This window comes from Rhodococcus ruitaii, from assembly GCF_055230935.1.
The window spans coordinates 115185-138033 of the sequence record NZ_JBUYWC010000013.1 but is presented as its reverse complement, the minus strand read 5'-3'; the positions used below and the strand labels follow the sequence as shown (position 1 = coordinate 138033).

21 protein-coding genes are annotated in these 22849 nt (G+C 67.1%); 19 read left to right on the top strand and 2 right to left on the bottom strand.

What is annotated here, in order from left to right; translation table 11 throughout:
- The first annotated feature begins 121 nt into the window (after positions 1-121).
- Together ACZI8W_RS18130 and ACZI8W_RS18125 are read left to right on the top strand one after the other, a co-directional pair.
- On the top strand, positions 122-775 hold the full coding sequence (locus ACZI8W_RS18130; RefSeq protein WP_463369893.1) for a TetR/AcrR family transcriptional regulator: 654 nt from the start codon (positions 122-124) through the stop codon (positions 773-775).
- Positions 776-848: 73 nt separating this feature from the next.
- On the top strand, positions 849-1421 hold the full coding sequence (locus ACZI8W_RS18125; RefSeq protein ID WP_463369892.1) for a hypothetical protein: 573 nt from the start codon (positions 849-851) through the stop codon (positions 1419-1421).
- On the opposite strand, the gene ACZI8W_RS18120 is transcribed toward ACZI8W_RS18125, so the two are convergent.
- Positions 1422-2582, bottom strand: a complete 1161-nt coding sequence (locus tag ACZI8W_RS18120; RefSeq protein ID WP_463369891.1) for an FAD-binding oxidoreductase — start codon at positions 2580-2582, stop codon at positions 1422-1424.
- A gap of 262 nt (positions 2583-2844) precedes the next feature.
- On the opposite strand from ACZI8W_RS18120, the gene clpB reads away from it, so the two are divergent.
- The 12 genes from clpB (at position 2845) to ACZI8W_RS18060 (ending at position 14173) form a co-directional block, all read left to right on the top strand.
- Positions 2845-5397, top strand: coding sequence for an ATP-dependent chaperone ClpB (clpB, locus tag ACZI8W_RS18115; RefSeq protein WP_463369890.1), 2553 nt, complete (start codon positions 2845-2847; stop codon positions 5395-5397).
- A 252-nt stretch (positions 5398-5649) separates the two neighbouring features.
- Entirely contained in the window at positions 5650-6486 is an 837-nt protein-coding gene (locus tag ACZI8W_RS18110; protein WP_463369889.1) for a glucose 1-dehydrogenase, read from the top strand.
- 17 nt (positions 6487-6503) lie between these two features.
- A complete protein-coding gene (locus ACZI8W_RS18105) occupies positions 6504-7310 on the top strand; it encodes an SDR family NAD(P)-dependent oxidoreductase (protein ID WP_463369888.1) in 807 nt (268 codons plus the stop codon).
- Positions 7307-7798, top strand: a complete 492-nt coding sequence (locus tag ACZI8W_RS18100) for a nuclear transport factor 2 family protein (RefSeq protein WP_463369887.1) — start codon at positions 7307-7309, stop codon at positions 7796-7798. Before ACZI8W_RS18105 ends, ACZI8W_RS18100 begins: the two co-directional genes overlap by 4 nt.
- Positions 7799-7922: 124 nt before the next feature.
- A complete protein-coding gene (locus tag ACZI8W_RS18095) occupies positions 7923-8126 on the top strand; it encodes a ferredoxin (RefSeq protein WP_463369886.1) in 204 nt (67 codons plus the stop codon).
- Positions 8127-8128: 2 nt separating this feature from the next.
- Positions 8129-9406 carry a CoA transferase gene (locus ACZI8W_RS18090; protein ID WP_463369885.1) on the top strand — a complete coding sequence of 426 codons (1278 nt, stop codon included), beginning with the start codon at positions 8129-8131 and terminating at the stop codon, positions 9404-9406.
- The gene (locus ACZI8W_RS18085) at positions 9403-10638 is read left to right on the top strand and encodes a CaiB/BaiF CoA transferase family protein (RefSeq protein ID WP_463369884.1); all 1236 of its coding nucleotides are present in this window, start codon (positions 9403-9405) and stop codon (positions 10636-10638) included. Before ACZI8W_RS18090 ends, ACZI8W_RS18085 begins: the two co-directional genes overlap by 4 nt.
- A 51-nt stretch (positions 10639-10689) precedes the next feature.
- The gene (locus tag ACZI8W_RS18080; protein ID WP_463369883.1) at positions 10690-11295 is read left to right on the top strand and encodes an FAS1-like dehydratase domain-containing protein; all 606 of its coding nucleotides are present in this window, start codon (positions 10690-10692) and stop codon (positions 11293-11295) included.
- Positions 11292-11741 (top strand): MaoC/PaaZ C-terminal domain-containing protein, encoded by a 450-nt coding sequence (locus ACZI8W_RS18075; protein ID WP_463369882.1) that lies wholly within the window; start codon positions 11292-11294, stop codon positions 11739-11741. Before ACZI8W_RS18080 ends, ACZI8W_RS18075 begins: the two co-directional genes overlap by 4 nt.
- A gap of 47 nt (positions 11742-11788) precedes the next feature.
- A complete protein-coding gene (locus ACZI8W_RS18070; RefSeq protein ID WP_463369943.1) occupies positions 11789-12913 on the top strand; it encodes a thiolase family protein in 1125 nt (374 codons plus the stop codon).
- 15 nt (positions 12914-12928) lie between these two features.
- The gene (locus ACZI8W_RS18065; protein ID WP_463369881.1) at positions 12929-13324 is read left to right on the top strand and encodes a Zn-ribbon domain-containing OB-fold protein; all 396 of its coding nucleotides are present in this window, start codon (positions 12929-12931) and stop codon (positions 13322-13324) included.
- Between the two features lie 108 nt (positions 13325-13432).
- Positions 13433-14173 (top strand): FadR/GntR family transcriptional regulator, encoded by a 741-nt coding sequence (locus ACZI8W_RS18060; RefSeq protein WP_463369880.1) that lies wholly within the window; start codon positions 13433-13435, stop codon positions 14171-14173.
- 26 nt (positions 14174-14199) lie between these two features.
- On the opposite strand, the gene ACZI8W_RS18055 is transcribed toward ACZI8W_RS18060, so the two are convergent.
- Positions 14200-14793, bottom strand: a complete 594-nt coding sequence (locus ACZI8W_RS18055) for a TetR/AcrR family transcriptional regulator (RefSeq protein ID WP_463369879.1) — start codon at positions 14791-14793, stop codon at positions 14200-14202.
- A 92-nt stretch (positions 14794-14885) separates the two neighbouring features.
- Here ACZI8W_RS18055 and ACZI8W_RS18050 point away from each other — a divergent pair, with 92 nt between their 5' ends.
- From ACZI8W_RS18050 to ACZI8W_RS18030, 5 genes are all read left to right on the top strand, one after another.
- Complete coding sequence (locus tag ACZI8W_RS18050; protein WP_463369878.1) at positions 14886-17003, top strand: acyl-CoA dehydrogenase family protein; 2118 nt, start codon at positions 14886-14888, stop codon at positions 17001-17003.
- A gap of 59 nt (positions 17004-17062) precedes the next feature.
- Positions 17063-19237, top strand: a complete 2175-nt coding sequence (locus ACZI8W_RS18045) for an acetate--CoA ligase family protein (RefSeq protein ID WP_463369877.1) — start codon at positions 17063-17065, stop codon at positions 19235-19237.
- 121 nt (positions 19238-19358) lie between these two features.
- Positions 19359-20696 carry a type 2 periplasmic-binding domain-containing protein gene (locus tag ACZI8W_RS18040; RefSeq protein ID WP_463369876.1) on the top strand — a complete coding sequence of 446 codons (1338 nt, stop codon included), beginning with the start codon at positions 19359-19361 and terminating at the stop codon, positions 20694-20696.
- Positions 20697-20767: 71 nt separating this feature from the next.
- On the top strand, positions 20768-21340 hold the full coding sequence (locus tag ACZI8W_RS18035) for a TRAP transporter small permease (RefSeq protein WP_463369875.1): 573 nt from the start codon (positions 20768-20770) through the stop codon (positions 21338-21340).
- The gene (locus ACZI8W_RS18030; RefSeq protein ID WP_463369874.1) at positions 21337-22848 is read left to right on the top strand and encodes a TRAP transporter large permease; all 1512 of its coding nucleotides are present in this window, start codon (positions 21337-21339) and stop codon (positions 22846-22848) included. Before ACZI8W_RS18035 ends, ACZI8W_RS18030 begins: the two co-directional genes overlap by 4 nt.
- Position 22849 lies beyond the last annotated feature (1 nt).

The following is a 22849-nucleotide window of genomic DNA, read 5'->3' as shown; positions in this document are numbered from 1 at the left end:
CGTCTCCTTGTGAGTGCTCGTCGTGGTCGGCCGGGCTCGGAGTGTGCCGGTGGTGAACGAAATGCTAATGCAAAGTCTGGCCAAATGACCAGACTTTGCGGTGTCGGTATCGTTCGGATTCATGAATGCTGGACGACGGACGCACTACACGCGGGGTCGGGAGCGACGCGACGAACTGATCGACGCGGCGATCCGGACCATCGCGAACCGCGGACTCGAACGCGTCACTTTCCGCGCCGTCGCGGAGGAGGCAGGCTTCCCTCCGTCGACGACCAGCTACTTCTTCGAGTCCGTGGACGACGTCATAGATGCCGCGATCACCCGCGTCGCCGACCGCGTCACCGCGAAGGTGACCGCACTGCTCGATGCGGCCCGGTCCGGGCAACTGGACGTCGCCGAACTCGCCGAAGCAATGATCGACATGGTGTCCGGGCAGGACAGCGACGACTCCGTTGCCCAGTTCGACGCCTACCTCGCCGCGCGCCGACGCCCGGAGCTCGCCGAGCCGGTGCACCGCATCATGAGGACCTTGGAGGAAGAGACGGAAAACGCCTTACGACTGTTCGGGGTGGACGACCCGGTGATCCCCGCGCAGCAGTTCGTCGCCCTCATCGATGGGTTCACGCTGCATGAGATCGCAAGGCCCGGTCGCGCGCAGACCCGGGAGGCCCTTCGTGATCTGCTGGTGCGTGTGCTCGCTTCCTATGCCGAAGACCCCTGGTCGGCGGCGACCTCCGGTCATGCCGCTGACATCCGAGGGGCCGATCGAACCTGATCGGCGCAACAGGACATTCCATCCGTAATGCCCGATCCACCGACGGTGGGCGTCGGCTGACATACTGCCTCGCATGGCGAATGGGGAACCCCAGCGGGTCGAGGCACGGTTGCCGGTCGAGCGGGTCGATGAGGCGCTCTATGGATCGGCCAACAATGGCGGAGGTGCGCTGCGGCCGATGGAGCCGGTGCCGCCGATCTGTTCGCGACACGGACAACCCGAGATCGATCGGGTCCGGGTGACGATCAAGTCGGATCGTTCCCGGCCGGAACAGGGTGAGGGCACACTCGGCTCGGCGCTCGCCGCCGCCTACACCGTGCAGGTGGCTGCGGTCGAGTGGCCGGTGTGCGCGCGGTGCGTCGCGGCGCGTGTCCGGTGGCAGATCGCCGCGGCAGCGATGTTCACGGTGCTCGCAGCGCTGTTCCTCGCACTCGTCCTCGCGCTGCTCCAGGGTGCACCCCGTCCCTACGGGATTGCGCTGCTGGTGGTGTTCGCGGTGTCCCTCGCTCCGCTCTATGTCGCGTTGCGGATGATCGAGCATCGACGGGCGGCGGTGGGGGTGAGCCTCACGGAGGACGGTTCGGCGCTGGTCGTCCAAGAGGCGCACCCTGATTTCGCGCGGGCCGTCTCGTCGTCGCGGGCGTGATCAGAGTGGATCGAAGCTGATGTTCTGCCGCGGGGTGCCCGCGGCAGACAGGGCGTACAGCGTGGTGCGGATCATCGACGGCGACCCGGAGATCTGGATCTGGTGCTCGGACCACGATCCGAAACTCGCGACGACCTTCCCCAGCTTCCCCTGGATCGGCTCCTGCAGACCCGGAGGTGTTTCGCGCACGGGAACCGGATGCCAGTACGGATTCTCCGATTCCTCCGTGACAGGGGTGACCGTGAGCCACGGGTTCGTCATGGCGATGTGCCACAACGTTTCCAGGTCGTAGAGATCGCACGGGTAGTTTCCGCCGTAGAACAGGTGGGTGCGCGGATTCGTACCGCGCATCGCCATCTCCATGATCTGCGCGCGCAGCGGCGCCAGGCCCGTGCCCGACGCGATCATGAGTACGTCTCGGCCGCTGTCCCGATCGACCTGCAGGCCTCCGAGTGGCGGACCGATCGTCCATCGATCACCCACCATGACCTCGCCGACGAGACCTCCGCTGACCCACCCGGTCGACACGCGTCGGACGTGGAACTCGATCTGTCCACGAGGGTTCGGGGGAATCGCCGGCGACAGGTACCGCCACATCTGGGGGCGCTGCGGGATCTGGACGCTCATGTACTGGCCCGCGTGGAACGGGATGGGGCTGTCGGTTTCGAGTCGGATGATCGCGAGATCGGCGAGCACCCGTTCGTGGCCGACGACGGTGGCGCCCCATGCGGCAGGCAGGTCGTCCTCGGCTGCGGCGACAGCCATCGTCTCGGTGAAGTGTGAGATCACCTCCGCCCACGTGCGCTCGAGCGCCGCGGTCCACAGGATCAGCGGTGTGCATTCGCGCACCGCGACGAGCAGTGCGTGCCCAGCGGCGCGGAAATGCTCGGGGCGGACACCGTACTTGCGGTGATCGCGCGCCAATTGACCGAGGAAGGCATCCAGGCCGTCGACGTCGGTGAGTTTGTCGACCGCCCATCCGACCGCGGTCGTGAACCGGTGCCGCATGTTCTCCATACCGGCGGGAAACAGCTCTCGGGTGCCGGACGTCCCGCTCCATAGTGCGGTGTAGAACGCCGTGGCGAACCGCTCGGGCCCGGTCGGGTTTGCGGTGATCGATGCGAAGCTGAGTTGTACTCGGGCGATGGCGAACGCCTCCACGCCATCCTCCCACGTACTGTGCCAATTCGGACGCCGTCACTGTAGTCGTTTCTCTGCCGGTCGGCTACACGTCGGGTCGGCTACACCCGCAAGGAGTTCAGGCGATCAGCCGCGAGCGAAATGTGACACCAATCACCCCGCCTTGAAAAGTTGAGTGGAACAAACTCAACTTTGGTCTCGTTGTATCCATCGAGTACCCGCGGGCCGGAGTCTGCGGGTACAAAATTGACACAGACCCACTCGAGAACGGAAGGAGCCCGTAGTGGACTCGTTCAACCCCACGACGAAAACTCAGGCGGCCTTGACAGCGGCGCTGCAGTCGGCATCCGCTGCGGGCAACCCGGATATCCGCCCGGCGCACCTGCTCGTCGCGCTGCTCGACCAGACCGACGGCATCGCCGGCCCGCTGCTCAAAGCGGTCGGCGTCGACCCCGCCGAGGTCAGGAGCGAGGCGCACGATCTCGTCGACAAGCTACCCACCGCGACCGGCGCGACCACCACACCGCAACTCGGCCGTGAAGCGATCGCCGCGCTGTCCGCGGCGCAGAAGCTCGCTACCGAACTCACCGACGAATTCGTTTCGACCGAGCACGTGCTCGTAGGCCTTGCCAGTGGCAGTTCGGACGTCGCAGGCCTACTCGCCGGGCGTGGCGCGACACCCGAAGCACTGCGCGAGGCGTTCACCGCCGTCCGCGGCACCGGGCGCGTCACCAGCGCCGACCCGGAAGGAACCTTCCAGGCTCTCGAGAAGTACTCGACCGATCTGACGGCACGTGCCCGCGACGGCAAACTCGACCCTGTCATCGGCCGCGACAACGAGATCCGTCGCGTCGTGCAGGTCCTGTCGCGTCGCACCAAGAACAACCCCGTGCTGATCGGCGAGCCCGGTGTCGGCAAAACCGCCATCGTCGAGGGTCTCGCGCAGCGCGTCGTCGCAGGTGACGTGCCCGAATCGCTTCGCGGTAAGACCGTCATCTCCCTCGACCTCGGCTCGATGGTCGCGGGTGCGAAGTACCGCGGCGAATTCGAGGAACGACTCAAGGCGGTGCTCGACGAGATCAAGGAATCCGCCGGGCAGATCATCACGTTCATCGACGAACTGCACACCATCGTCGGCGCCGGCGCGACCGGCGAGTCGGCAATGGATGCGGGCAACATGATCAAGCCGATGCTCGCTCGCGGTGAACTCCGGCTCGTCGGCGCAACCACCCTCGACGAGTACCGCAAGTACATCGAGAAGGATGCCGCCCTCGAGCGTCGCTTCCAGCAGGTGCTCGTCGGCGAGCCGAGTGTCGAGGACACCGTCGGCATCCTGCGTGGGCTCAAGGAACGCTACGAGGTGCACCACGGTGTGCGCATCACCGACTCCGCGCTGGTGTCCGCCGCAACGCTGTCCGACCGCTACATCACCTCCCGGTTCCTCCCGGACAAGGCCATCGACCTCGTCGACGAGGCCGCGTCGCGGCTGAGGATGGAGATCGACTCACGACCCGAGGAGATCGACACCGTCGAACGAATCGTCCGTCGCCTCGAGATCGAGGAGATGGCGCTGCAGAAGGAAACCGACGCTGCGTCGAAGGAACGACTCGACAAACTGCGCGGTGAACTCGCCGACGAACGCGAGAAGTTGGGCCAGCTCACCGCGCGCTGGCAGAACGAGAAGACCGCGATCGATTCGGTCCGAGAAGTCAAGGAACAACTCGAAGCGCTACGCGGCGAGGAGGAACGCGCCGAACGCGACGGCGATCTCGGCAAGGCCGCGGAGCTGCGCTACGGCCGCATCCCCGACCTGGAAAAGAAGCTAGAGGCAGCGGCGGAGGCGTCGGGTGCGGCGTCCGACGGCGATGTGATGCTCAAGGAAGAGGTCGGTCCGGACGACGTCGCAGAGGTCGTCGCGGCATGGACCGGCATCCCCGCCGGCCGCATGCTCGAAGGCGAAACCGAGAAGCTGCTGCGGATGGAAGACGAGATCGGCAATCGTGTGGTCGGTCAGACCGCGGCCGTGCAGACCGTCTCGGATGCGGTCCGCCGCGCCCGGGCCGGTGTCGCCGACCCGAACCGTCCCACCGGATCGTTCCTGTTCCTCGGACCCACCGGCGTCGGCAAGACCGAGCTCGCCAAGGCGCTCGCCGACTTCCTGTTCGACGACGAACGCGCCATGGTGCGGATCGACATGTCGGAGTACAGCGAGAAGCACAGCGTCGCTCGACTCGTCGGTGCACCTCCCGGCTACGTCGGTTACGATGCCGGCGGTCAGCTGACCGAAGCGGTGCGTCGTCGCCCGTACACGGTGGTGCTGTTCGACGAGGTCGAGAAGGCGCACCCCGATGTGTTCGACACCCTCCTGCAGGTACTCGACGACGGGCGTCTCACCGACGGCCAAGGACGCACGGTCGACTTCCGCAACACCATCTTGATCCTCACCTCGAACCTCGGGTCGGGGGGCGACAAGGATCACGTGATGGCGGCGGTGCGCATGGCGTTCAAGCCGGAGTTCATCAACCGGCTCGACGACGTCGTGATCTTCGACCCGCTGTCCGAGGAACAGCTCGAGAGGATCGTCGACATCCAGGTCGACCAGCTGGCGACACGTCTCGAGGCGCGACGGCTCACCCTCGACGTCGACGGAGCAGCACGGATGTGGCTCGCGGTGCGTGGCTACGACCCGCAGTACGGTGCGCGTCCGCTGCGCAGGCTCATCCAGCAGGCAATAGGCGACCAGCTCGCCAAGAAGTTGCTGGCGGGGGAGATCCGCGACGGCGACACCGTGAAGGTCGGTGTCACCGACAACGCCGACAGCCTGGTCATCGGTTGAGGTGACTGCGAGGCACATCGAGTAACGGGTGAACCCGTGCGGGGCGCACGGTCCGAGAGGGCGAACCCTTGGGCTGTGCGTCCCTTTCACGTTGTCTATGCGCGACACCGCAGGGCGAAAGCCGCACGCCCACACTCGCGAATCTGACCGCACCCTTCCTTCCCCCGGTTTCGCGGTCCCCTCTCGACCTGATCCTAAATTAATGATAATGGTATTTGTGAATTAGATCGCATTGTGGAGCGGAGTGGAACGATGTCGGGAAGATTGGACGGCAAGGTCGCTGTCATCACGGGTGGTGCCAGTGGAATCGGAGCGGGAACCGCTCGCAGGCTCGTCGCGGAGGGCGCGCGGGTGGTCATCGCAGACCTGCAGGACGAGGTCGGCGCGGCGCTGGCGGACGAGTTGGGCAACGCGGCCTGCTTCGTGCGGACCGATGTCACGGACGAGAGCGACATCGCGAATGCCGTCGACACGGCGGTCGGGCAGTACGGGCAACTGGACGTCATGTTCAACAACGCCGGGATCATGGGAGCGATGGGGTCGATCGCCAAGCTGCGGGCCAGTGACGTCGACATCACGATCGCCGTGAATCTGCGGGCTGCGTTGCTCGGGTCCAAACACGCTGCTCGAGTCATGATCCCGCGGCGAGCCGGCGTGATCCTGTCGACGTCGAGTCCCGCAGGCGTCATGGGTGGTGTGGGTCCGCACGCGTACAGCGCGACGAAGGCGGGCATCATCGGCCTGACCCAATCGGTGGCTGCCGAGATGCGTCCCCACGGGATCCGGGTGAACGCGGTGATCCCGGGCGCGGTCGTGTCGGCGATGACCGCGGACCTCACCGCGGGCGGAGTCGACGATCTCGACGGCGCACAGGCATCGCTCGCGCGAACCGCGCTGATGGATCGGCCAGGAAGGCCTGAGGATATCGCAGCTGCCGTCGTCTACCTTGCGAGCGACGAGGCGGCCTTCGTCACCGGCATCGCGCTCCCCGTCGACGCAGGTATGACCCGCGCGGGTGGCCGCGCACCCTTCAGCACGGGCGACTATGAGGAACCGTCCGCGGTCCTGCACGCCGGCACCCGCGGATGACCGGGTCCGGAAGTCGAATGACGGGAAGGGTGGAGATGAACACGGGTAAGAGGGTTCTGGTCACGGGTGCCGCGATGGGGATGGGGCGCGAGATCGCGCTCGAGTTCGCCCGTCAGGGCGCCGAACACGTCACGGTCGCCGACATCGACACGGGCAAGGCGGAAGAAGTCGCAGCCGAGATCCGTGAGATCGGAGCTGGGGCTGTCGCGGTGCACGTCGATCTCCGGGACTCCGGGCAGGTGCGCACGATGGTGGACGTGGCCGCGGAATCGGCCGGTGGCCTGGACGTCCTGGTGAACAACGCCGGCGTGCTGGACACCGTCTTCTGTGAAACCTCGAGCATCGAGGAACTCACCGAGGAGGCGTGGGACGCAGTGTATGCCGTGAACGTCAAGGCGATGTGGCTGGCCACCAAGTTTGCGGCGCCGCATCTGCGCCGGTCGCAGCGAGGCCCCGCGGTGGTCAACGCTGCCTCGGTGGCTGGGATGACGGGCTACCCGATGCCGGCGTACGCCTCGAGCAAGGGTGCGGTGATCCAGTTGACGCGCGCCGCCGCGATCAACCTTGCGCCGGACGTGCGGGTGAACTGCTTCTGTCCCGGGTCGATCCGCACCCCTATGGCCGACGCGCACCTCGCCGATGCGGAGGATCGGGAGGAGCGTGAGCGGCAGATGAGCGGGACACACCTCATTCCCCGACGTGGCGAACCCGGTGAGGTGGCGGCGCTGGTGTGCTTCCTCGCGTCCGATGCCGCCTCGTTCATCACCGGTGGGATCTACCCCGTGGACGGCGGGACGACTGCATGGCGTGGGGTGCGCGCATGAGTGAGCGGGGGATATTCACGGACACGGACGAATCCGATCGGAGACCGGTAGCGGACCGGCTGGCGCGGTTGGAGGATATCGAGGCCGCCCGCGACGTGCTCGCCGCCTACGCGTCAGCGGTCGACTCCCGGGACGTGTGTGGTCTCCGCGCGCTGTATCGGGAGGGCAGCGTAATGACCACCCCGCGCGCAACCTATCGCGGGGCGGACGAGATCGTCGGGTTTTTCCTCGGTACCTGGGATCGGGATCCCTGGGAGAAAAGGCATTTCGTGAACAATGTCGCCACCGAGTGGCTGTCGCCGGGGCGGGTGGCGGTCCGCGCCTACTTCTTGTTCACGGGCCGGGCTCCGGAGCGATCGGTGATCGGGTGGGGCACCTACCGTGCTGTGGTGGACACCGGGGGCTCGCCGGTGCTGGTCGAACATGAACTGGCGGTGGAAGTGGGGACTTCACTCGACGAAGGCTGGGCCGAGGTGGACGGTAGCTGAGAGGCTTTCGGAGACTTCGGACCGCAAATACTCCTTGACTTCTCACCAATTCCAATTAATGATAGTCATAGATTAAGTGATGCGGGCCACATGACCCGTCACCGGTGCCATGAACGGAGACGAGATGAGCTTTCTGACCATCGACAAGAGTCGCTGCCAGGGGCACGGCCGTTGCTACAGCGTCGCGCCCGACCTCCTGTCCGACGACGAGCAGGGATACGTCGAACAGGAGGGCACCCTCGAGCTGACCGACGACCTGCGGTCGCAGGGCGAGGCCGCCGCGGGCGCCTGCCCGGAGCTCGCGCTGCGGCTGTCGGTCGGAGCCTGACCGTGCTCGGCCATCTGAAGGTCCTCGATCTCACGGACGAGCGCGGACTGGCGTGTGGTCGACTGCTCGCCGACCTCGGGGCGGACGTGGTGGCGGTGGAGCCCCCTGCTGGGTCCCGAGCCCGCGCCGCCCACCCCGTCGATGCGGTCGACCGGTCACTGTTGTGGGAGTCGTTCGCCGCGAACAAGCGATCCGTCGCACTGGACCTCGAATCTCGTGAGGGCACTGAGGTCATGCACGAATTGCTGGTCGCCGCAGATATTCTCGTCACGTCTTCCTCGGTGCCCGAGCTCGAGCGCTGCGGTCTGCACCCGCACGACACGACTGCTGCATTCCCGCGACTGGTCCACGTCGCCATCACGCCGTTCGGCCTGACGGGGCCCAAGAGCCGCTACCTGGACTCGGATCTCGTCGTGTGGGCTGCCGGTGGGCCACTGGACCCGCACCGCGACGGTGACCGGCCGCCGCTGCGGATCAGCGTCGACCAAGCGTACCTGCACGCGGCGACCGACGCGGCGACCGGAGCGCTGCTCGCGCACCGTGCTCGTCGCGTCACCGGCCGCGGTCAGATCGTGGATGTCTCTGCCCAGGCGTCCCTCGGTGTTGCGACCCTCGGCCGCGTCCTTGCGCACACGGCCGGCGACGAGGCTCCGCAGTGGCACCGGCAACCCACGCCTCGCGCCGCAGCGAAACCTGGCGGCAAGGTCGATCAGAGCGGCAGCGGCGCAGGTACTTCCAGTGCCCTCAAGAAGTGGAACTGCATCGACGGAATCGTCGAGTTGCACCTGGCGATGGGGCCGGCGTCCGGCGGCTTCACCAACAACTTTGTTCGCTGGATGCACGACGAGGGTGCCTGCCCCGATGCACTGCTCGGCTGGGACTGGCGGGCGTTGCCCGGACGGATCGAGGCCGGCGAGATCGGCGAGGACGACATCCTCGAGGTGCGCCGCCTCACCCGGGAGTTCCTCGCGGGCCGGACCAAGGCCGAGGTTCAGGAGGCTGCCGTACGGTATCGCCTGCTGTGCATCGGGATCTCCGATATCTCCGACATCGCCGCCAGCCCCCAGTTCGCCGACCGTGGCCTCTTCGCGGACATCGGCGACGGTGACAGGCGGGTGCGGATCCCGGCGCGCTGGGCCCACGTCGGTGGGGACGCGAGCCCCGGACTGTCCCGGCCGGCACCGTTGATCGGCGAGCACACAGTGGAGGTCCTGGAGAGCTGGCTCGGGTCGTCGCACGCACTGCTCGGCGACCACCGTAGAACGGAGGCGGTCGTATGACGGACGCACTGAGCGGTCTGCGGGTCCTGGACCTCTCGTGGGTCGTCGCGGGTCCGCTGGTCGGACGCACCCTCGCCGACTTCGGTGCCGACGTGATCCGGGTGGAGTCGTCGAAGCGGGTGGAGACGGCCCGGCTGATGCCCCCGTTCCGAAACGGGGAACAGGGTGTCGAGAACTCGATGCTCTACGGCAACGTCAACGCCGGGAAGCGTGGTATCACGATCGACCTGAGTACCGAGGCAGGGCGCGAGATCGTGGTCGCGCTCGCGGAGAAGGCCGATGTCGTCGTCGAATCCTTCTCGCCGGGCCGGATGGCGCGCTGGGGACTGGACTACGAGACGCTCGCCGAAACGAATCCGCGACTGATCATGCTGTCGACCTCGCTGATGGGACAGTCCGGGCCGCTCGCGACGCTGGCGGGCTTCGGGAACATCGGGGCCTCGGTCAGCGGCTTCCAGAACCTGGTCGGCCACGCGGACCGGCTACCGTTCGGGCCCTTCGGTCCGTACACCGACTATGTCGGGCCCCGGCTGGCGCTGGTCGCGTTGCTGGCGGCACTGGAGGACCGCGAGCGCACCGGTCGCGGACGGTACGTCGACGTCGCGCAGGCCGAGGTCGGGGTGTTCTTCCTGTCGCCGCAGATCGCACACCACTTCGCCGACGGCGTCGTCGCCGAGCGGCACGGCAACGACGACCCCAGGCACGCCCCGCACGGCGTGTACCGGTGCAGGGACGAGCAGGGCGCGGACGGCAGTGTCGTGGAGCGATTCGCGGCGATCGCGGTGACCGACGACGACCAGTGGCAGCGGCTCGCCGCCGAGATCGGTCGCGCAGACCTCGCTGCCGACCCGACACTGGTGACGGCACCGGGTCGCCGGGCGGCGCGCGACCTGCTCGACGAGGGGGTCGCGGCCTGGACCCGATGTCGGACCGCGGCGGAGGTCGAGGAGACCCTCCAGCGGGCGGGGGTGCCTGCCCATCGATCCGCGTCGAGCCGGGACTTCACGGACGATGAGCAGTTGCGACATCGTGGGCACCTGGTGACGGTGCCGCACGCACGCCTCGGCGATATCGTCGTCGAGGGCCCGCGATACCTGTTGTCGGAGACACCCGGCCATCCTCGATCAGGCGCCCCCACCCTCGGTCAGCACACGGCCGAAGTGCTCGCCGGCGACCTCGGCGCGAGCGACGAAAGCATTGCCGCCTTGCGGGACTCGGGCGTTCTGTCATGAGACCTGCGCCGCTCGGCCGCCCCCATTTCGCACGACGAAGGAGAGCTACACATGACTGAACACGCGGTGGTGGACGCCGCCCCCGAGATCGAGGACTGGACGTTGGCCTGGCAGCCGGTCGTCGACGCGGTCGGCCGTGACTTCTCCGACGGCGAGATCCAGTGGGGCGCCGACCCCGTCGAGCGTGGTGCCATCCGGAGGTTCACCGAGCCGCTCGAGCTGGACTGCCCGCTGCACACGGACCCGGAGGTGGCTGCCGCCCACGGATTCGGCGACGTCACGTTGCCGTGCGTCGGGATCATGGCCTGGACGATTCCGGCTATGCGGGGGCCGGGCGAGGTGCTCTTCGGCTCGGAGGAGCGTAATGCCCAGCCCGCGCGCAGCCCGATCAACAACGAAGGGCTCGGGATCGGCCCGAAGACGACGGGGTTCATCGGCACCGACATCGACATGGACTTCCTGCGCCCGGTCGTGGCCGGAGAACGCTTGGGGCGCCGTTCGAATCGGCTGGTCTCTTGCTCGCCGAAGGAGACCGCGTTGGGTCGTGGTGCCTTCCTGAAGTGGGAGTGCGACATCGTCACCGAATCGGGCGAAGTCGTGGCCCGGCAACGCACCGGGACGTTTGCCTACGTCCCGCATCGGAAAGAGGCACGGTGACCACAACGCGCTGGTTCGAGGACGTCGAGGTCGGGGAGCGTACCCCTGCGGTCGAGTTCCCGCTCACGGTCTACCGGATGGTGATGGCCGCGGGCACCACCCGCGACTTCAACTCCATTCACCACAACACCGAGGCGGCGCGCGTGAGCGGTGCCGACGAGATGTACGCCAACACCGGGTTCCTCCTGGGCACCTGGGAACGGTGCGTGCGGGACTGGATCGGGACCGAGGGGACCATCCGGTCCATCGAGAAGTTCCGGATGCGCTCGTTCAACTACGTGGGAGAGACGATGGTGGTGCAGGGCACCGTGCTGCGCACGGAGACCGAGGCCGACGGCACCGGCGTGGTGGCGCTCGAGGTGCAGGCGTCGAACCCGCGGGGAGTATCCGTCGGGCCAGGTGTCGTCACGGTGACGCTGCCCCGGCGCGCGGTGGTCGCGGCGTGACCGCGCGGGAGGCCACGTCGGCGGTGGTTGGGCTCGGTCTGACGCCGATGGGCAAGATCTACGGGAAGTCCGCGACGGAACTGGCGGTCGATGCGATCACCCTGGCCGCGGCGGACGCGGGTATCGCGATCGGGGACATCGACGGGTTGCTCGTCAACTCCGGCATCGGCGGCGACATCGGCATGCAGTTGCAGTTCTCGCTGCAACTCCGCAACCTCGGGATGCTGTCCGCGATTCAGGCGTTCGGGTCCTCGGCCGGGGCGATGGTGCAGTACGCGACCCTCGCGATCGAGGCGGGAATGGTGGACACCGTCGTGTGCGTGTTCGCCGACGCCCCGCTCACCCGGGGGAAGGGGTCCGGGGCGGCGTACGGCGGTGCGGGACGCAGTCTCACCGGTCTCGGTGCACTCCCCGCCGCAGCCGGATTGCGCAGTGCACCTGCGAAATACGCGATGGCTGCTCGGCGGCACATGGAGGCGTACGGCACCACATCAGAACAACTCGGCGCGGTGGCAGTGGCGGCACGCGCGTGGGCACAGATGAATCCGCTGGCGCAGATGCGGGATCCGCTCGCCCTGGAGGACCACCAGGCGTCCAGGATCGTCGCGGACCCACTGCGCCTGCTCGACTGCTGCCTGGTGAGCAACGGCGCCGTGGCCGTGATCGTCACGAGCGCGGACCGCGCGCGTGATCTCGCCCAGCCGCCCGTCTACGTGCGTGGGTGGGGGCAGGGTCATCCCGGCTACGAGCAGGCGGCAGGCAGCGACTTCGGGTTGGTAACGGGGGCGGCACGATCGGGTCCGGATGCGCTCGCGATGGCCGGCATCACGCTGGCCGATGTCGATGTCGCGGAGCTCTACGACTGCTTCACCTACACAACGCTGGTCACTCTCGAGGACTACGGATTCTGCGAGAAGGGTGAGGGCGGCAAGTTCGTCGAATCGGGAGCGCTCGCTCCCGGAGGCGCCCTGCCCACGAACACCGGTGGCGGAGAGTTGTCCGGCTATTACATGTGGGGGATGACGCCGCTGTCGGAAGCGGTGATCCAGGCCCGTGGGCAGGGCGGTGAGCGGCAGGTGTCGGCGCACGATCACGTCCTGGTCAGCGGCAACGGTGGGGTGTTGGACTTCCACTCCACCCTGATCCTGAGCCCGCAGCGGTCGGGCAACTGAGACGAGGAGGCAATCATGGGTCTGTCGGCGGTGATTCGGGACGAGTACTCGGCTCCGTTTTTCGACGGTGCGGCGGCGAACACGTTGATGCTGCGCCGGTGCGGTGACTGCGACCACTGGTCCGAGCCGGCGGCGCTGCTCTGTGCGCGATGCCGGAGCCGGAACTTGTCGTGGTCGGCGAGCACCGGTGGCGGCGAGTTGGTGAGTTGGACGATCGTGCCGGGCCGCGCGCGGGACGGTGTGACGCCACCACCCGACGTGGTGGCTCTCGTGCAGACACCGGAGGGCCCGTGGGTTCACATGGCGATCGTCGACTTCGACGGTCGTGACCTGACTGCAGGTACGGAGGTGGCGGTGGAGTTCGTCGCTGTCGACGGAGGCGAGGTGCTGCCGGTGGCGCGACCGGTGTGAGCCGGCCCCGGTGGGCGACGACCGGCGTCGCAGCCGGCGCCGATGTCGCCGGTTGCCAATTCATGAGTATCATTAGACGGATAACATGAGATGAGAAGGGTTACCGGGATGAACACGAGAACCGCGCGGCCGCAGAAGACGGCGCTGATCGTCGCGCGGAGGATCGTGGCGGACATCCTCGCCGGCGATTGCAGGCAGGGGGATCGCCTGCCGTCGGAGAAGTACATGCTGGAGAGCTACGACGTCGGTCGCGGCACGCTCCGGGAGTCCCTGCGCTACCTGGAGCTGTCCGGCGCGATCTCGTTGAAGCCGGGTCCCGGTGGCGGGCCGATCGTGGAGAAGCCGGAAGCCTCCCATCTCGCGAACAGTCTCGGTCTCGTACTGCAATTCGAGGGCGCACCCTTCAGTTCCATCGTGGAGGTGCGTGAGGGTCTCGAGCCGCTGATCGCGAGTCTCGCCGCGCATCGGATCGCTGCGGATCAACTCGGTGAGTTGGAAGCGTCGGTGTGCCTGATGCGTGAGAACCTCGATGATCGAGAGGTCTTCCTCCGGGCGAACCAGGACTTCCACGACATCATCGCGTGGTCGTCGGGAAACCCGCTGTTCGGCTACCTCATCGACGCGATCGAGGGAATCTTCGAAGGGGTGGCGCTCGGCGTCGACTATCCCGTGCACCGGCGCCGCGCTGTGCTCCAGGCGCACGCTGCAATATTCGACGCCATCGAGGCGAAGGACGCGGGTGCGGCCATGCGGGCGATGGGGGAGCACATCGCCGAGCTCAATCGCTACCTCCGCAAGAAGTATCCCGACGCGCTGGAGCGGCCTGTCACCTGGGATTCATTGCGCTGACGGGCCACGTGCCGGTCCGGGCGTGGTCAGTGCGCTGCCACCGAGGCGAGGAGGAAGTCCACGAGTTCGGTGGTGTACCGGCCACGTTCGCGTTCGACCTGTTCGCGGAGGTGCGGCGGGGTGGCCACCGCGTGGGTCATCGCTGCTCCGCAGAGTGCGTCGAGCAGAATCGTGACGGGGGTGTCGGCGCGGAGTTCGCCGCGCTGCACACCGCGGCGAACGATGGTTCGGGCGGCCTGGATCTGGGATTCGCGTACGGATTTCCAGAGTTCGGCGACCCCGGGCGTGGCGTGCGACTCGACCGTCATGCGACGGGCGGCGAGCCCGTGCCTGCCCCCGAACAACTCCAGTAGCGTCGAGGCCATCTCCAGGAGGTCGCCGCGCACACTGCCGGTGTCGATTTCGGCTATCGGCGCGACTCGGGCCGCGACGGCATCGGTCAGCAGTTCCTCCTTGCCTGCCCAGCGGAGGTAGATCGACGCCTTGCCCACGCCAGCGGCCCTCGCGACCCCGTCCACCGAGAAGCCTGCCCATCCCGCTGTCGCGAATAGTTCCATGGCTGCCTCGCTGATCCGGTGGTCGACCTCTGGATCACGCGGCCGCCCAGTTTTTTCCGTCATCTGTCTGTCCTCCGTTGGTGTTGACTTATTGAACGCTATCCGTTCATATAGTGAATTACTATCCGACTATCGTTCAGTAAAAGGGTGGTGTCATGACGACGATGCTGGAACCGGACGCCAACGAGCGGGCCGAGTTCGCGAATTCTGTTGCGCGCATGCTGGATAGATACTGGGGCGACGCCACCGCTGCGCCCACCGGCGATCTCGGCGCGCTGTGGGGGGTCGCCGCGGCCCAGGGATGGTTTGAGCTCACCGGGAGCGGCCTGCTCGGGCTCCTGCTCGCCGCGCAGCGCGAACTCGGTCGGCGTAGCTGCCCACTTCCACTCGTCGACGGTGTCGTCGTGCAGACCCTGCTGGGCGCCGAACTCGGCGATGTCGTTGAGCGAGGGGTCATGCGTCCGGTCCTGGTCTTCGACGACGAGCGGCACCTCCCCGCCCCGACCGTCGAGGTTGCGCATCTCGACGCCGCTGTCGCGACGCACGCTGTTCGGGTTCGGAACTCGGGTGAGGTGACCGTGCTGCCGATCGTGGACCGCCGGGACACGGCGGGACTCGCCGTGCCGCGGTGGGTTCGGGTGGCCGTGGGCGAACCTCACCTGGTGACGTCGGTGAGTCCGGCATCCGTCCGGTCGGCGCGCTCCGCGGCGGCACTGGGTCTCGCCGTCCGTGCCCTGGGAGCCGCGCAGCGGGCACACGACCTCGCCATCGAGCACGCCCGCACCCGCACCCAGTTCGGGCGCACGATCGGATCGTTCGGCGCGGTGGCGCAGCGCACCGCGCAGACTCACATCGAGCTCACCGCAGCCGACCTTCTGGTTCGCGAGGCCGAGCGCAGGCCGCACGATCGGCTGGTGAGCGCGCTGGCGGTGCAGCACATCCGCGATGCCATCATTCCGGCGCAACTCGCCGCACAGCACACCCTGGGTGCCATCGGATACTTCGAGGAGCACGAGGCGAGTTGGTTGTTGCGGCGCGTGCACGTGGACGTCGCCCAGCTGGACCGGATGCACGGTCCCGAGCCGGAGGCCGCCGAGTGCCTCGTCGCCGATCCGGCAGGGTTGCCCGACCTCGGTGCTCCGGGCGACGACAGCTTCCGGGATGAGCTGCGAAAGCTGCTGCAGCAGTGGGCAGCCGACTCCGGCGATTCGGACTCCGACGCGGCGAGCCTTCGGGACGAGTACGCCCGCCGGGGACTGTTCGCGCTGGGCTGGCCGGAAGCGGCCGGGGGGCGTCCGGCATCGGCACGCGACCGGGCCGCTCTCGCCGCCGAGTCCAAGTACTTCCGGGTGCCGGTTCCGGTGGATCGAGCACTCAGTGCATCCACCCTGCTGGGGCACGCCATCCTCACGCACGGTACCGAGGAACAGCAGGCGGAGTTCCTGCCGCTGATCCGGCGCGGCGAGATGGCCTTCTGCCTCGGATACAGCGAACCCGAGGTGGGATCGGACCTGGCCTCCCTGCGCACCAGGGCCCGGCGGGACGGCGACCACTGGGTGATTGACGGCCAGAAATCCTGGACCACGAGGGCACACACCGCGACGCACGTCTGGCTGGCGACCCGTACCGACCCCGACGCGACACCACGGCACGCTGGCATCACCATCTTCCTCGTACCGATGGACACCCCCGGAATCGAGGTCCAGCAGCACACTGCGCTGTCCGGTGAGATCTCCTGCACCGTCTTCTACGACGGCGTCCGCGTGCCGGACACCGCACGGGTCGGCGCCGTCCACGGCGGCTGGACGGTCGTGACGGGTGCCCTCGCGTCGGAGCGCCTCGTCATGGGCGGGGTCGCGGCGTCGCTGCACCGGCAACTTGACGATCTGCTCGGCATCGTGCGCCGGGACCCGGGACTGCTCGGCGGACCCGACTCGCGGCTGCGGTGGCGGTTGGCGACGATGGCGGCGCGCCTGCAGGCTGCGCGGGCGCTGGTGGCACAGGCGACCGCCGAAGTGGTCGACGGTACGGGTACCGCGGACACCGCCCCGATGGCCGCGGTTCTCGCCGGAGAACTCGCGGAGGAGCTGGGGCAGTTCGTCTTCGAGCTCCTCGGGCCGGATGCGACCCTCGCAGCCGGTGCCGACGGGGGCATCGGTGACGGCGTCTTCGAACAGGCGCTGCGCACGGCACCGATGTTCGTCATCGGCGGCGGCACCAACGACATCCAGCGTGGGCTGATCGCCCGCAGGCTCGGGTTGGGTCGGGAATGACGGCAGTGCACGCAGGAACAACCGATACGCACGTGCGGGTATCCGCAGGGAGGACAGACATGTCACATCCGATCGATCCCGTTTCGGCGATCACGCCCGCGAGGTTGCGTGCGGCACTGGCCCCGACGAGCTTCGCGCTGATCGGCGCCAGCGACAAGTCGAACTTCTCGAAGCTGGTGTACCGCAACCTTGTTTCGGCAGGACACGCAGAGACGACCCATCTGGTCAATCCGAGCTCGGCCCGGGTGCACGACCGGCCCTCCCACCCCACCTGCGTCGCCGTCGGATCCACGATCGACCTCGCCTTCGTGATGGTGCCTGCGGCGGCCGCGGGGGGTGCGGTGCGCGATGCGGCCGCGGCAGGTGCGACGGCGGTGCTCGTGCTCAGCTCCGGTTTCACCGAGGCCGGGCCGGACGGGGCGCGCAGGCAGCGGCAGCTCGCAGACCTGGCGGCCGAACTCGGCGTTGTGCTGCTCGGGCCGAACGTTCTCGGATTCGTCGACGTCGCGGCGGGGATCCCGGCCATGGCCCTGGCCGACCCGCCGCGACGGGCGGGCGCTGTGGCACTGATCTCGCAGAGCGGTGCGAGCTGCGGGGCGATGAAGGATTTCGCGGCACTGTCCGGAGTGGGCCTATCCCATGTGTTCACGGTGGGCAACGAGGCGATGGTCACCGTGGGGCATCTCGTCGACCTTCTCGTCGAGAATGATGCGGTCGACGCGATCGCCGTGTTCATGGAAGGCATCCGCCGCCCCGAGGTGTTCGCCGCCGCGTGCCGGCGGGCGGTGCGGGCGGGCAAGGCTGTCGTCGTTCTCAAGGCGGGCCGGAGCGAACTCGCGGCGAGAGCGGCGACCGCGCACACCGGGGCGCTGGTGGGGGACAACCGCGTCGTCGATGCCGTCTTCGAGCGACTCGGTGTCATTCGAGTGGACACCATCGAGGACATGCTGGTCACCGCCGGTTTTGCCGCCCACACCGGACCGCTCGACCGGGACGGGCTCGGGGTGGTTTCGATCTCAGGCGGCGCCTGCGACATCGTCGCGGACCTCGCCGACGAAGTGGGGGTTCGGATACCGGAACTGTCCCCGGACACGGTGAGTGCGGTCGGCTCGGCGATGCCGTCCTACGGGCACGTGCAGAACCCGCTCGACGTCACCGGTGCGGCAATCGTGGACCCGGAACTGTTCACCACCGCGGTGACGGCAGTGGGGTGCGACCCGAAGGTCGGTGCGGTGCTCGTCGTCAACAGTCTGCCGCTCGGAGATGGTGGTGAACAGTTCTACGGGCAGCCGCTCGTCGATGCCATCGGGGCGGGAATCGCGAACGCCGTGGTGCCGGGCAGTTATCTGACCCAGGTCACCCAACCGATTGGATCGGCTGCGCGGGCGGCGCTCGAGATGGGACGGGTTCCGCACGTGATCCCGGGGCTGCGGCTGGGTGTGGACGCCTTCGCGCGAGTCGTTCGCTGGTCGGCGCGACGCCCCGCAGTGGAAAGGGCTGCCGCGGAGCCCGCGTGGCGGGCGATGGGTGTCGCGGGCGACCGGCCGGCCCCTTGCTCGGAGGTCGACGCGCGAAAGCTGATGGAGGAGGTAGGGGTTCCGGTTGTGCCTGCTGCGCACGTCGATTCGGGAGCGGCGGCCGCCGCGGCCGCACGTCGATTCGGGGTGCCGGTCTCGATGAAGATCGTCTCTGCGGACATCCCGCACAAGAGCGACCTTGGATGTGTCAGGCTCGGGGTCGCGGCGGAGTCCGCCGCCGTGGTGTACGACGAGATCGTGGCTGCCGCTTCGCCACCCGAGACGAAAGGGGCGGTGCTCGACGGGGTGCTGGTCTCGCCGATGCGCGCCGGTGGGATTGAGTTGCTGGTGGGGGTGACGCGGGAACCCGATTGGGGTCTGATGGTCGCCGTCGCGTTCGGTGGAGTGCTGGTGGAGGTGCTCGACGACGTTGTGCTCGCGCCGCTGCCGGTGGACCGCGCGGAGGCGCGCAGGATGCTGGGTCGGCTGCGTGGCGCTGCGATCCTGGACGGTGTGCGTGGCGGCAGGCCCGCAGATATGGACAAGGTCGCTGCGACGATCGAGGCAGTGGCCGGGCTGGCGGCCCGGCTCGAGCCGAATCTCCAATCGCTGGAGATCAATCCGCTCCGTGTGGACGGCGACGTCGTGGAGGCATTGGATGCCCTGGTCGTCTGGCGAGACGGTAATTCATGCGCACAATCTCTTGACCTTCCGTGAATTCAGGCGAATGATATTCATGGTGATGTGAATCACTTGATTGCGCGATATGACGCTGAGCAACGAACCGAAATCGACTTTGCTGACGGTGCGTCGGCAACCTGAACTGACGGAGTGACCTATGGCCACAATGCGAGGCAACCGGCAGGACTTCGCTCGCGGGACCCGGCTGCGGGGGTTCGCTCGCTGGACTGGACGGCGGGGCTTCGCCCGCGGTGCTGCGCTCGGGATCGTGAGCGTCCTCGCGCTCGCCGGATGTGCCGAATCATCCGGTACGACCGGGGGTAACAGCGGCGGTGATGGACTTGCTTACGGGGCGACCAAGGAGGAATACCAGGGAGCGTTCGCCGTCGTCGAGCCCATCCAACTCAACACCCAGAGCACAGCTCCCAAGGGCTCGGTCACCGGACGGAACCTCGAACAGTACTTCGCGGACATCACCGACTGGTCCGACGGGAAGATCACCTTCGAGATTGCGTACTCCAATGCCATTGCGCCGCCCGCCGAAGTGGATGACGCCCTCCTCGACGGCCGCCTCGATATCGGCCAGACCCTACCGATCTACGAACCCAAGGAGTACCCGGCCAACGCCGCCTACGTCGAATCCACATTCATGTCCGACCAGAGTGTGATCCGGGGTGCGCTGCAGTCCAACGCCTGGCCGCTCGAGGTCGCGTTCCAGACGCCGGAGGTTGCCCAGGAGTTCACCGATAAGGGCCTGACACTGCTCATGCCGTCGTACAACTCCGGTCCGAACGCACTGCTATGCAACAAACCTCGAAACAGTCTGTCGACGCTGAGCGGTGCCCAGTCTGCGTCCGGCGGCACCGCGCAGAGCGAGCAACTCGGTGCACTCGGCGTCACTGCCGTCTCGGTTCCGTACACCGAACAGTTCGAGAGTCTCGAACGCGGTGTCGTCGACTGCTCGGTGTCCAGCCTGACCGTCGCGGCGCTGGGTGGATTCATCCCCGCAGCGCCGCATGTGGTGGTGGACCCGACGGCAGGATTCGCGCTGGCTCCGGGGTCGATGTCGATCAACACCGAGGTGTGGGAGTCTCTTCCGCTGGTCGCACAGCAACTCTTCTACGATCGCCTCGACGTGTTCCTGAAGGGCAACATCGAGAAGATCTGGGAGAACACCGCCGAGGCGGGCACCCAGGTCGCTGCGGCGGGAGGCCGCTTCGACGTCTTTACCGACGACGCCCGGTCCGCGATGCACACCGTCAACGACGACCTTCTGAAGGGTATCGAGGGCAACGCCGCGCTCGACGGCGCGGCATACGTCGAGAACGTCAAGGCGAGCACCGCGAAGTGGAGTGACATCGTTGCCGAGCTGGGCTACGAGAACACGGTCGACTTCAACGGATTCACCACCTGGTACACCCCGGGCAAGATCGATCTCGACCCCTACGTGAGCAAGGTCTACGAGGAGGTCTTCCTCCCGCATCGTCCCTCCTGAACTCCGCCCCTGACCGGGGTGGACACTCGCGTTGAGCGTTCACCCCGGTCGCCGCTCCTGATGGAGAAGACATGACCGACACCTCTCTGGTGCCCGACGCGCGCGGATTTCGTCCGCTCGAACTACTCATCGAGGTACCCGCAGTGATCGTCACCTTCGTGATGATGGTGCATATCACCCTGAACGCACTGCTACGCACCATTGTTCATCAACCACTACCAAACACACTCGAAATCGTGCAGTACTGGTACGTCCCGATCGTCGCGTTCCTCGGTTTCCTTGCGGCGCAGCACCGTGGTCAGCACATCGCCGCCGACCTCGTCTTCCAGATACTGCCCAGTGTCACGAAACGGTACGCGCTCGCCCTGATGCTCGTCCTCAGCTCCGCGGTCACGGTCGGATTCGCCTGGTTCGGCTGGGGTGAGGCAGTGCACGCCATGGAGATCGGGAAGACCGCGGGTGTCAGCACCGTGATCTCGTGGCCCACCTACTTTCTCGTCCCCCTGGCATTCGCCGGTCTGACCGCCCAGTTCCTCTGGGCCGCGGTGCGAGCCATCATGCACCCGGAGCGTGACCACATGGTCGGTGACCTCGAGGAGGAACTGGTCCTCGAGCAGGTCGCTGCGGATTTGGAGAAGAAATGACCAGCACCACTGAATCTGTCATCACCACACCCGGCCCGACAGGAAATCACGCAGCAGCGGGCCCCGAGGACCGCTCGTCGGGAGTCCGTTCGTGGACAGCGCTCGCTGTCACCGCTGTCGTCCTCGTGGGATCCACGGTCGGCATGTTCCTGCCACTGCAGCGCGAGGTCATCGGTGTGCTCGCCTGCACGATGATGCTGGCGCTGATCTTCATGCGTATGCCGATCGCCGTGGCCATGATCCTGCCGGCACTGCTCGGGATGTATGCCTTGCGTGGCGAGCAACTCGTGATGAGCACCATGACTACACTACCTTACACCGCAGTCGCGAGCTGGACCCTCAGCGTCGTGCCGATGTTCATCCTCATGGGTCTGCTGCTGTGGCGTGCAGGCCTGACGGAGAGCGTCTACGTTGCGGCGCGTCAATGGCTCGGCTGGCTGCCGGGTGGACTCGCGGTCGGCACCAACCTGGCCGGCGCCGGGCTGGCCTCGGTTAGCGGTTCGTCCGTCGGCACCACCTATGCGCTGGCGCGCATCGGAATCCCCGAGATGCTCAAGGCCGGTTACGACAAGCGTCTCGCCATCGGCTCGGTCGTGGTCGCGGGCCTGCCCGGACAGCTGATCCCGCCGAGCATCATGCTCGTCATCTACGCCGGCATAGCCGAGGTTCCGGTGGGCCCGCAACTGCTCGCGGGCATCGGCCCGGGCATCCTCGTTGCAGTCCTCTTCACCGTCATGATTGTCGCGTTCGCCAAACTGCACCCGGGATGGGCGGGCAAGGGCGCAGCGTATGAGCAGCCATCGATCGCCTTGGGACAGCGGTTCCGGAGCCTGGCGTCGATCTGGCCGGTCGGCCTGCTCATCGCAGTGATCGTCGTCGGCATGTTCTCCGGGCTGTTCACCGCCACCGAGGCGGGGGCGGTGGCGGCGGCCCTGTCGCTGGTCGTCACTGTCTGGTGGAAGCGGCGCGACAAGCCGTTGCGGGCCGTCACCGATGCCTCGGTGGGCGCGGTGAGCAGTGTCGGCGCGATCTTCTTCATGCTGGTCGGCGTCGAGGTGCTGTCCCGGATGCTGACACTCACCGGAATCAGCTCCGGATTCGCCTCCGTCATCGAGGGCATGTCGCTTGGACGGGTCGAGTTCCTACTCCTGATGATGGTCATCTACATCGTGATGGGCACGTTCATGGAGCCGCTGCCGATGATGGTGCTCACCATTCCCATCCTGATGCCCACCCTCGAGGCGCTTGACATCTCGCTGCTCTGGTTCGGAGTCTTCGCGGTGTTCATGGGCGAGCTCGCCGTGGTGACCCCGCCGGTCGGCATTCTCTCGTTCATCATCCACAGCATCACCAAGGACCCCGAGGTGAACCAGGGCCAGACGATCAGCATGAACGACGTCTTCAAGGCCGTGTGGTGGTTCATGCCGATGGCGATCCTCGTGACCGTCATCCTCATCTTCTTCCCCCAGATCGCCACCTTCGTCCCGAGTCTCACCTCGGGCGGTTAGG

Excerpts from the sequence above, each read along its gene's own strand:
- ACZI8W_RS18070 (WP_463369943.1), top strand. The coding sequence starts at position 11,789 with ATGGGCAAGATCTACGGGAAGTCCGCGACGGAACTGGCGGTCGATGCG.
- ACZI8W_RS18040 (WP_463369876.1), top strand. The coding sequence starts at position 19,359 with ATGGCCACAATGCGAGGCAACCGGCAGGACTTCGCTCGCGGGACCCGG.
- ACZI8W_RS18030 (WP_463369874.1), top strand. The coding sequence starts at position 21,337 with ATGACCAGCACCACTGAATCTGTCATCACCACACCCGGCCCGACAGGA.
- ACZI8W_RS18065 (WP_463369881.1), top strand. The coding sequence starts at position 12,929 with ATGGGTCTGTCGGCGGTGATTCGGGACGAGTACTCGGCTCCGTTTTTC.
- ACZI8W_RS18085 (WP_463369884.1), top strand. The coding sequence starts at position 9,403 with ATGACGGACGCACTGAGCGGTCTGCGGGTCCTGGACCTCTCGTGGGTC.
- ACZI8W_RS18130 (WP_463369893.1), top strand. The coding sequence starts at position 122 with ATGAATGCTGGACGACGGACGCACTACACGCGGGGTCGGGAGCGACGC.
- ACZI8W_RS18125 (WP_463369892.1), top strand. The coding sequence starts at position 849 with ATGGCGAATGGGGAACCCCAGCGGGTCGAGGCACGGTTGCCGGTCGAG.
- ACZI8W_RS18060 (WP_463369880.1), top strand. The coding sequence starts at position 13,433 with ATGAACACGAGAACCGCGCGGCCGCAGAAGACGGCGCTGATCGTCGCG.
- ACZI8W_RS18035 (WP_463369875.1), top strand. The coding sequence starts at position 20,768 with ATGACCGACACCTCTCTGGTGCCCGACGCGCGCGGATTTCGTCCGCTC.
- ACZI8W_RS18045 (WP_463369877.1), top strand. The coding sequence starts at position 17,063 with ATGTCACATCCGATCGATCCCGTTTCGGCGATCACGCCCGCGAGGTTG.
- ACZI8W_RS18050 (WP_463369878.1), top strand. The coding sequence starts at position 14,886 with ATGACGACGATGCTGGAACCGGACGCCAACGAGCGGGCCGAGTTCGCG.
- ACZI8W_RS18055 (WP_463369879.1), bottom strand. The coding sequence starts at position 14,793 with ATGACGGAAAAAACTGGGCGGCCGCGTGATCCAGAGGTCGACCACCGG.
- ACZI8W_RS18100 (WP_463369887.1), top strand. The coding sequence starts at position 7,307 with ATGAGTGAGCGGGGGATATTCACGGACACGGACGAATCCGATCGGAGA.
- ACZI8W_RS18080 (WP_463369883.1), top strand. The coding sequence starts at position 10,690 with ATGACTGAACACGCGGTGGTGGACGCCGCCCCCGAGATCGAGGACTGG.
- ACZI8W_RS18110 (WP_463369889.1), top strand. The coding sequence starts at position 5,650 with ATGTCGGGAAGATTGGACGGCAAGGTCGCTGTCATCACGGGTGGTGCC.
- ACZI8W_RS18105 (WP_463369888.1), top strand. The coding sequence starts at position 6,504 with ATGACGGGAAGGGTGGAGATGAACACGGGTAAGAGGGTTCTGGTCACG.
- ACZI8W_RS18095 (WP_463369886.1), top strand. The coding sequence starts at position 7,923 with ATGAGCTTTCTGACCATCGACAAGAGTCGCTGCCAGGGGCACGGCCGT.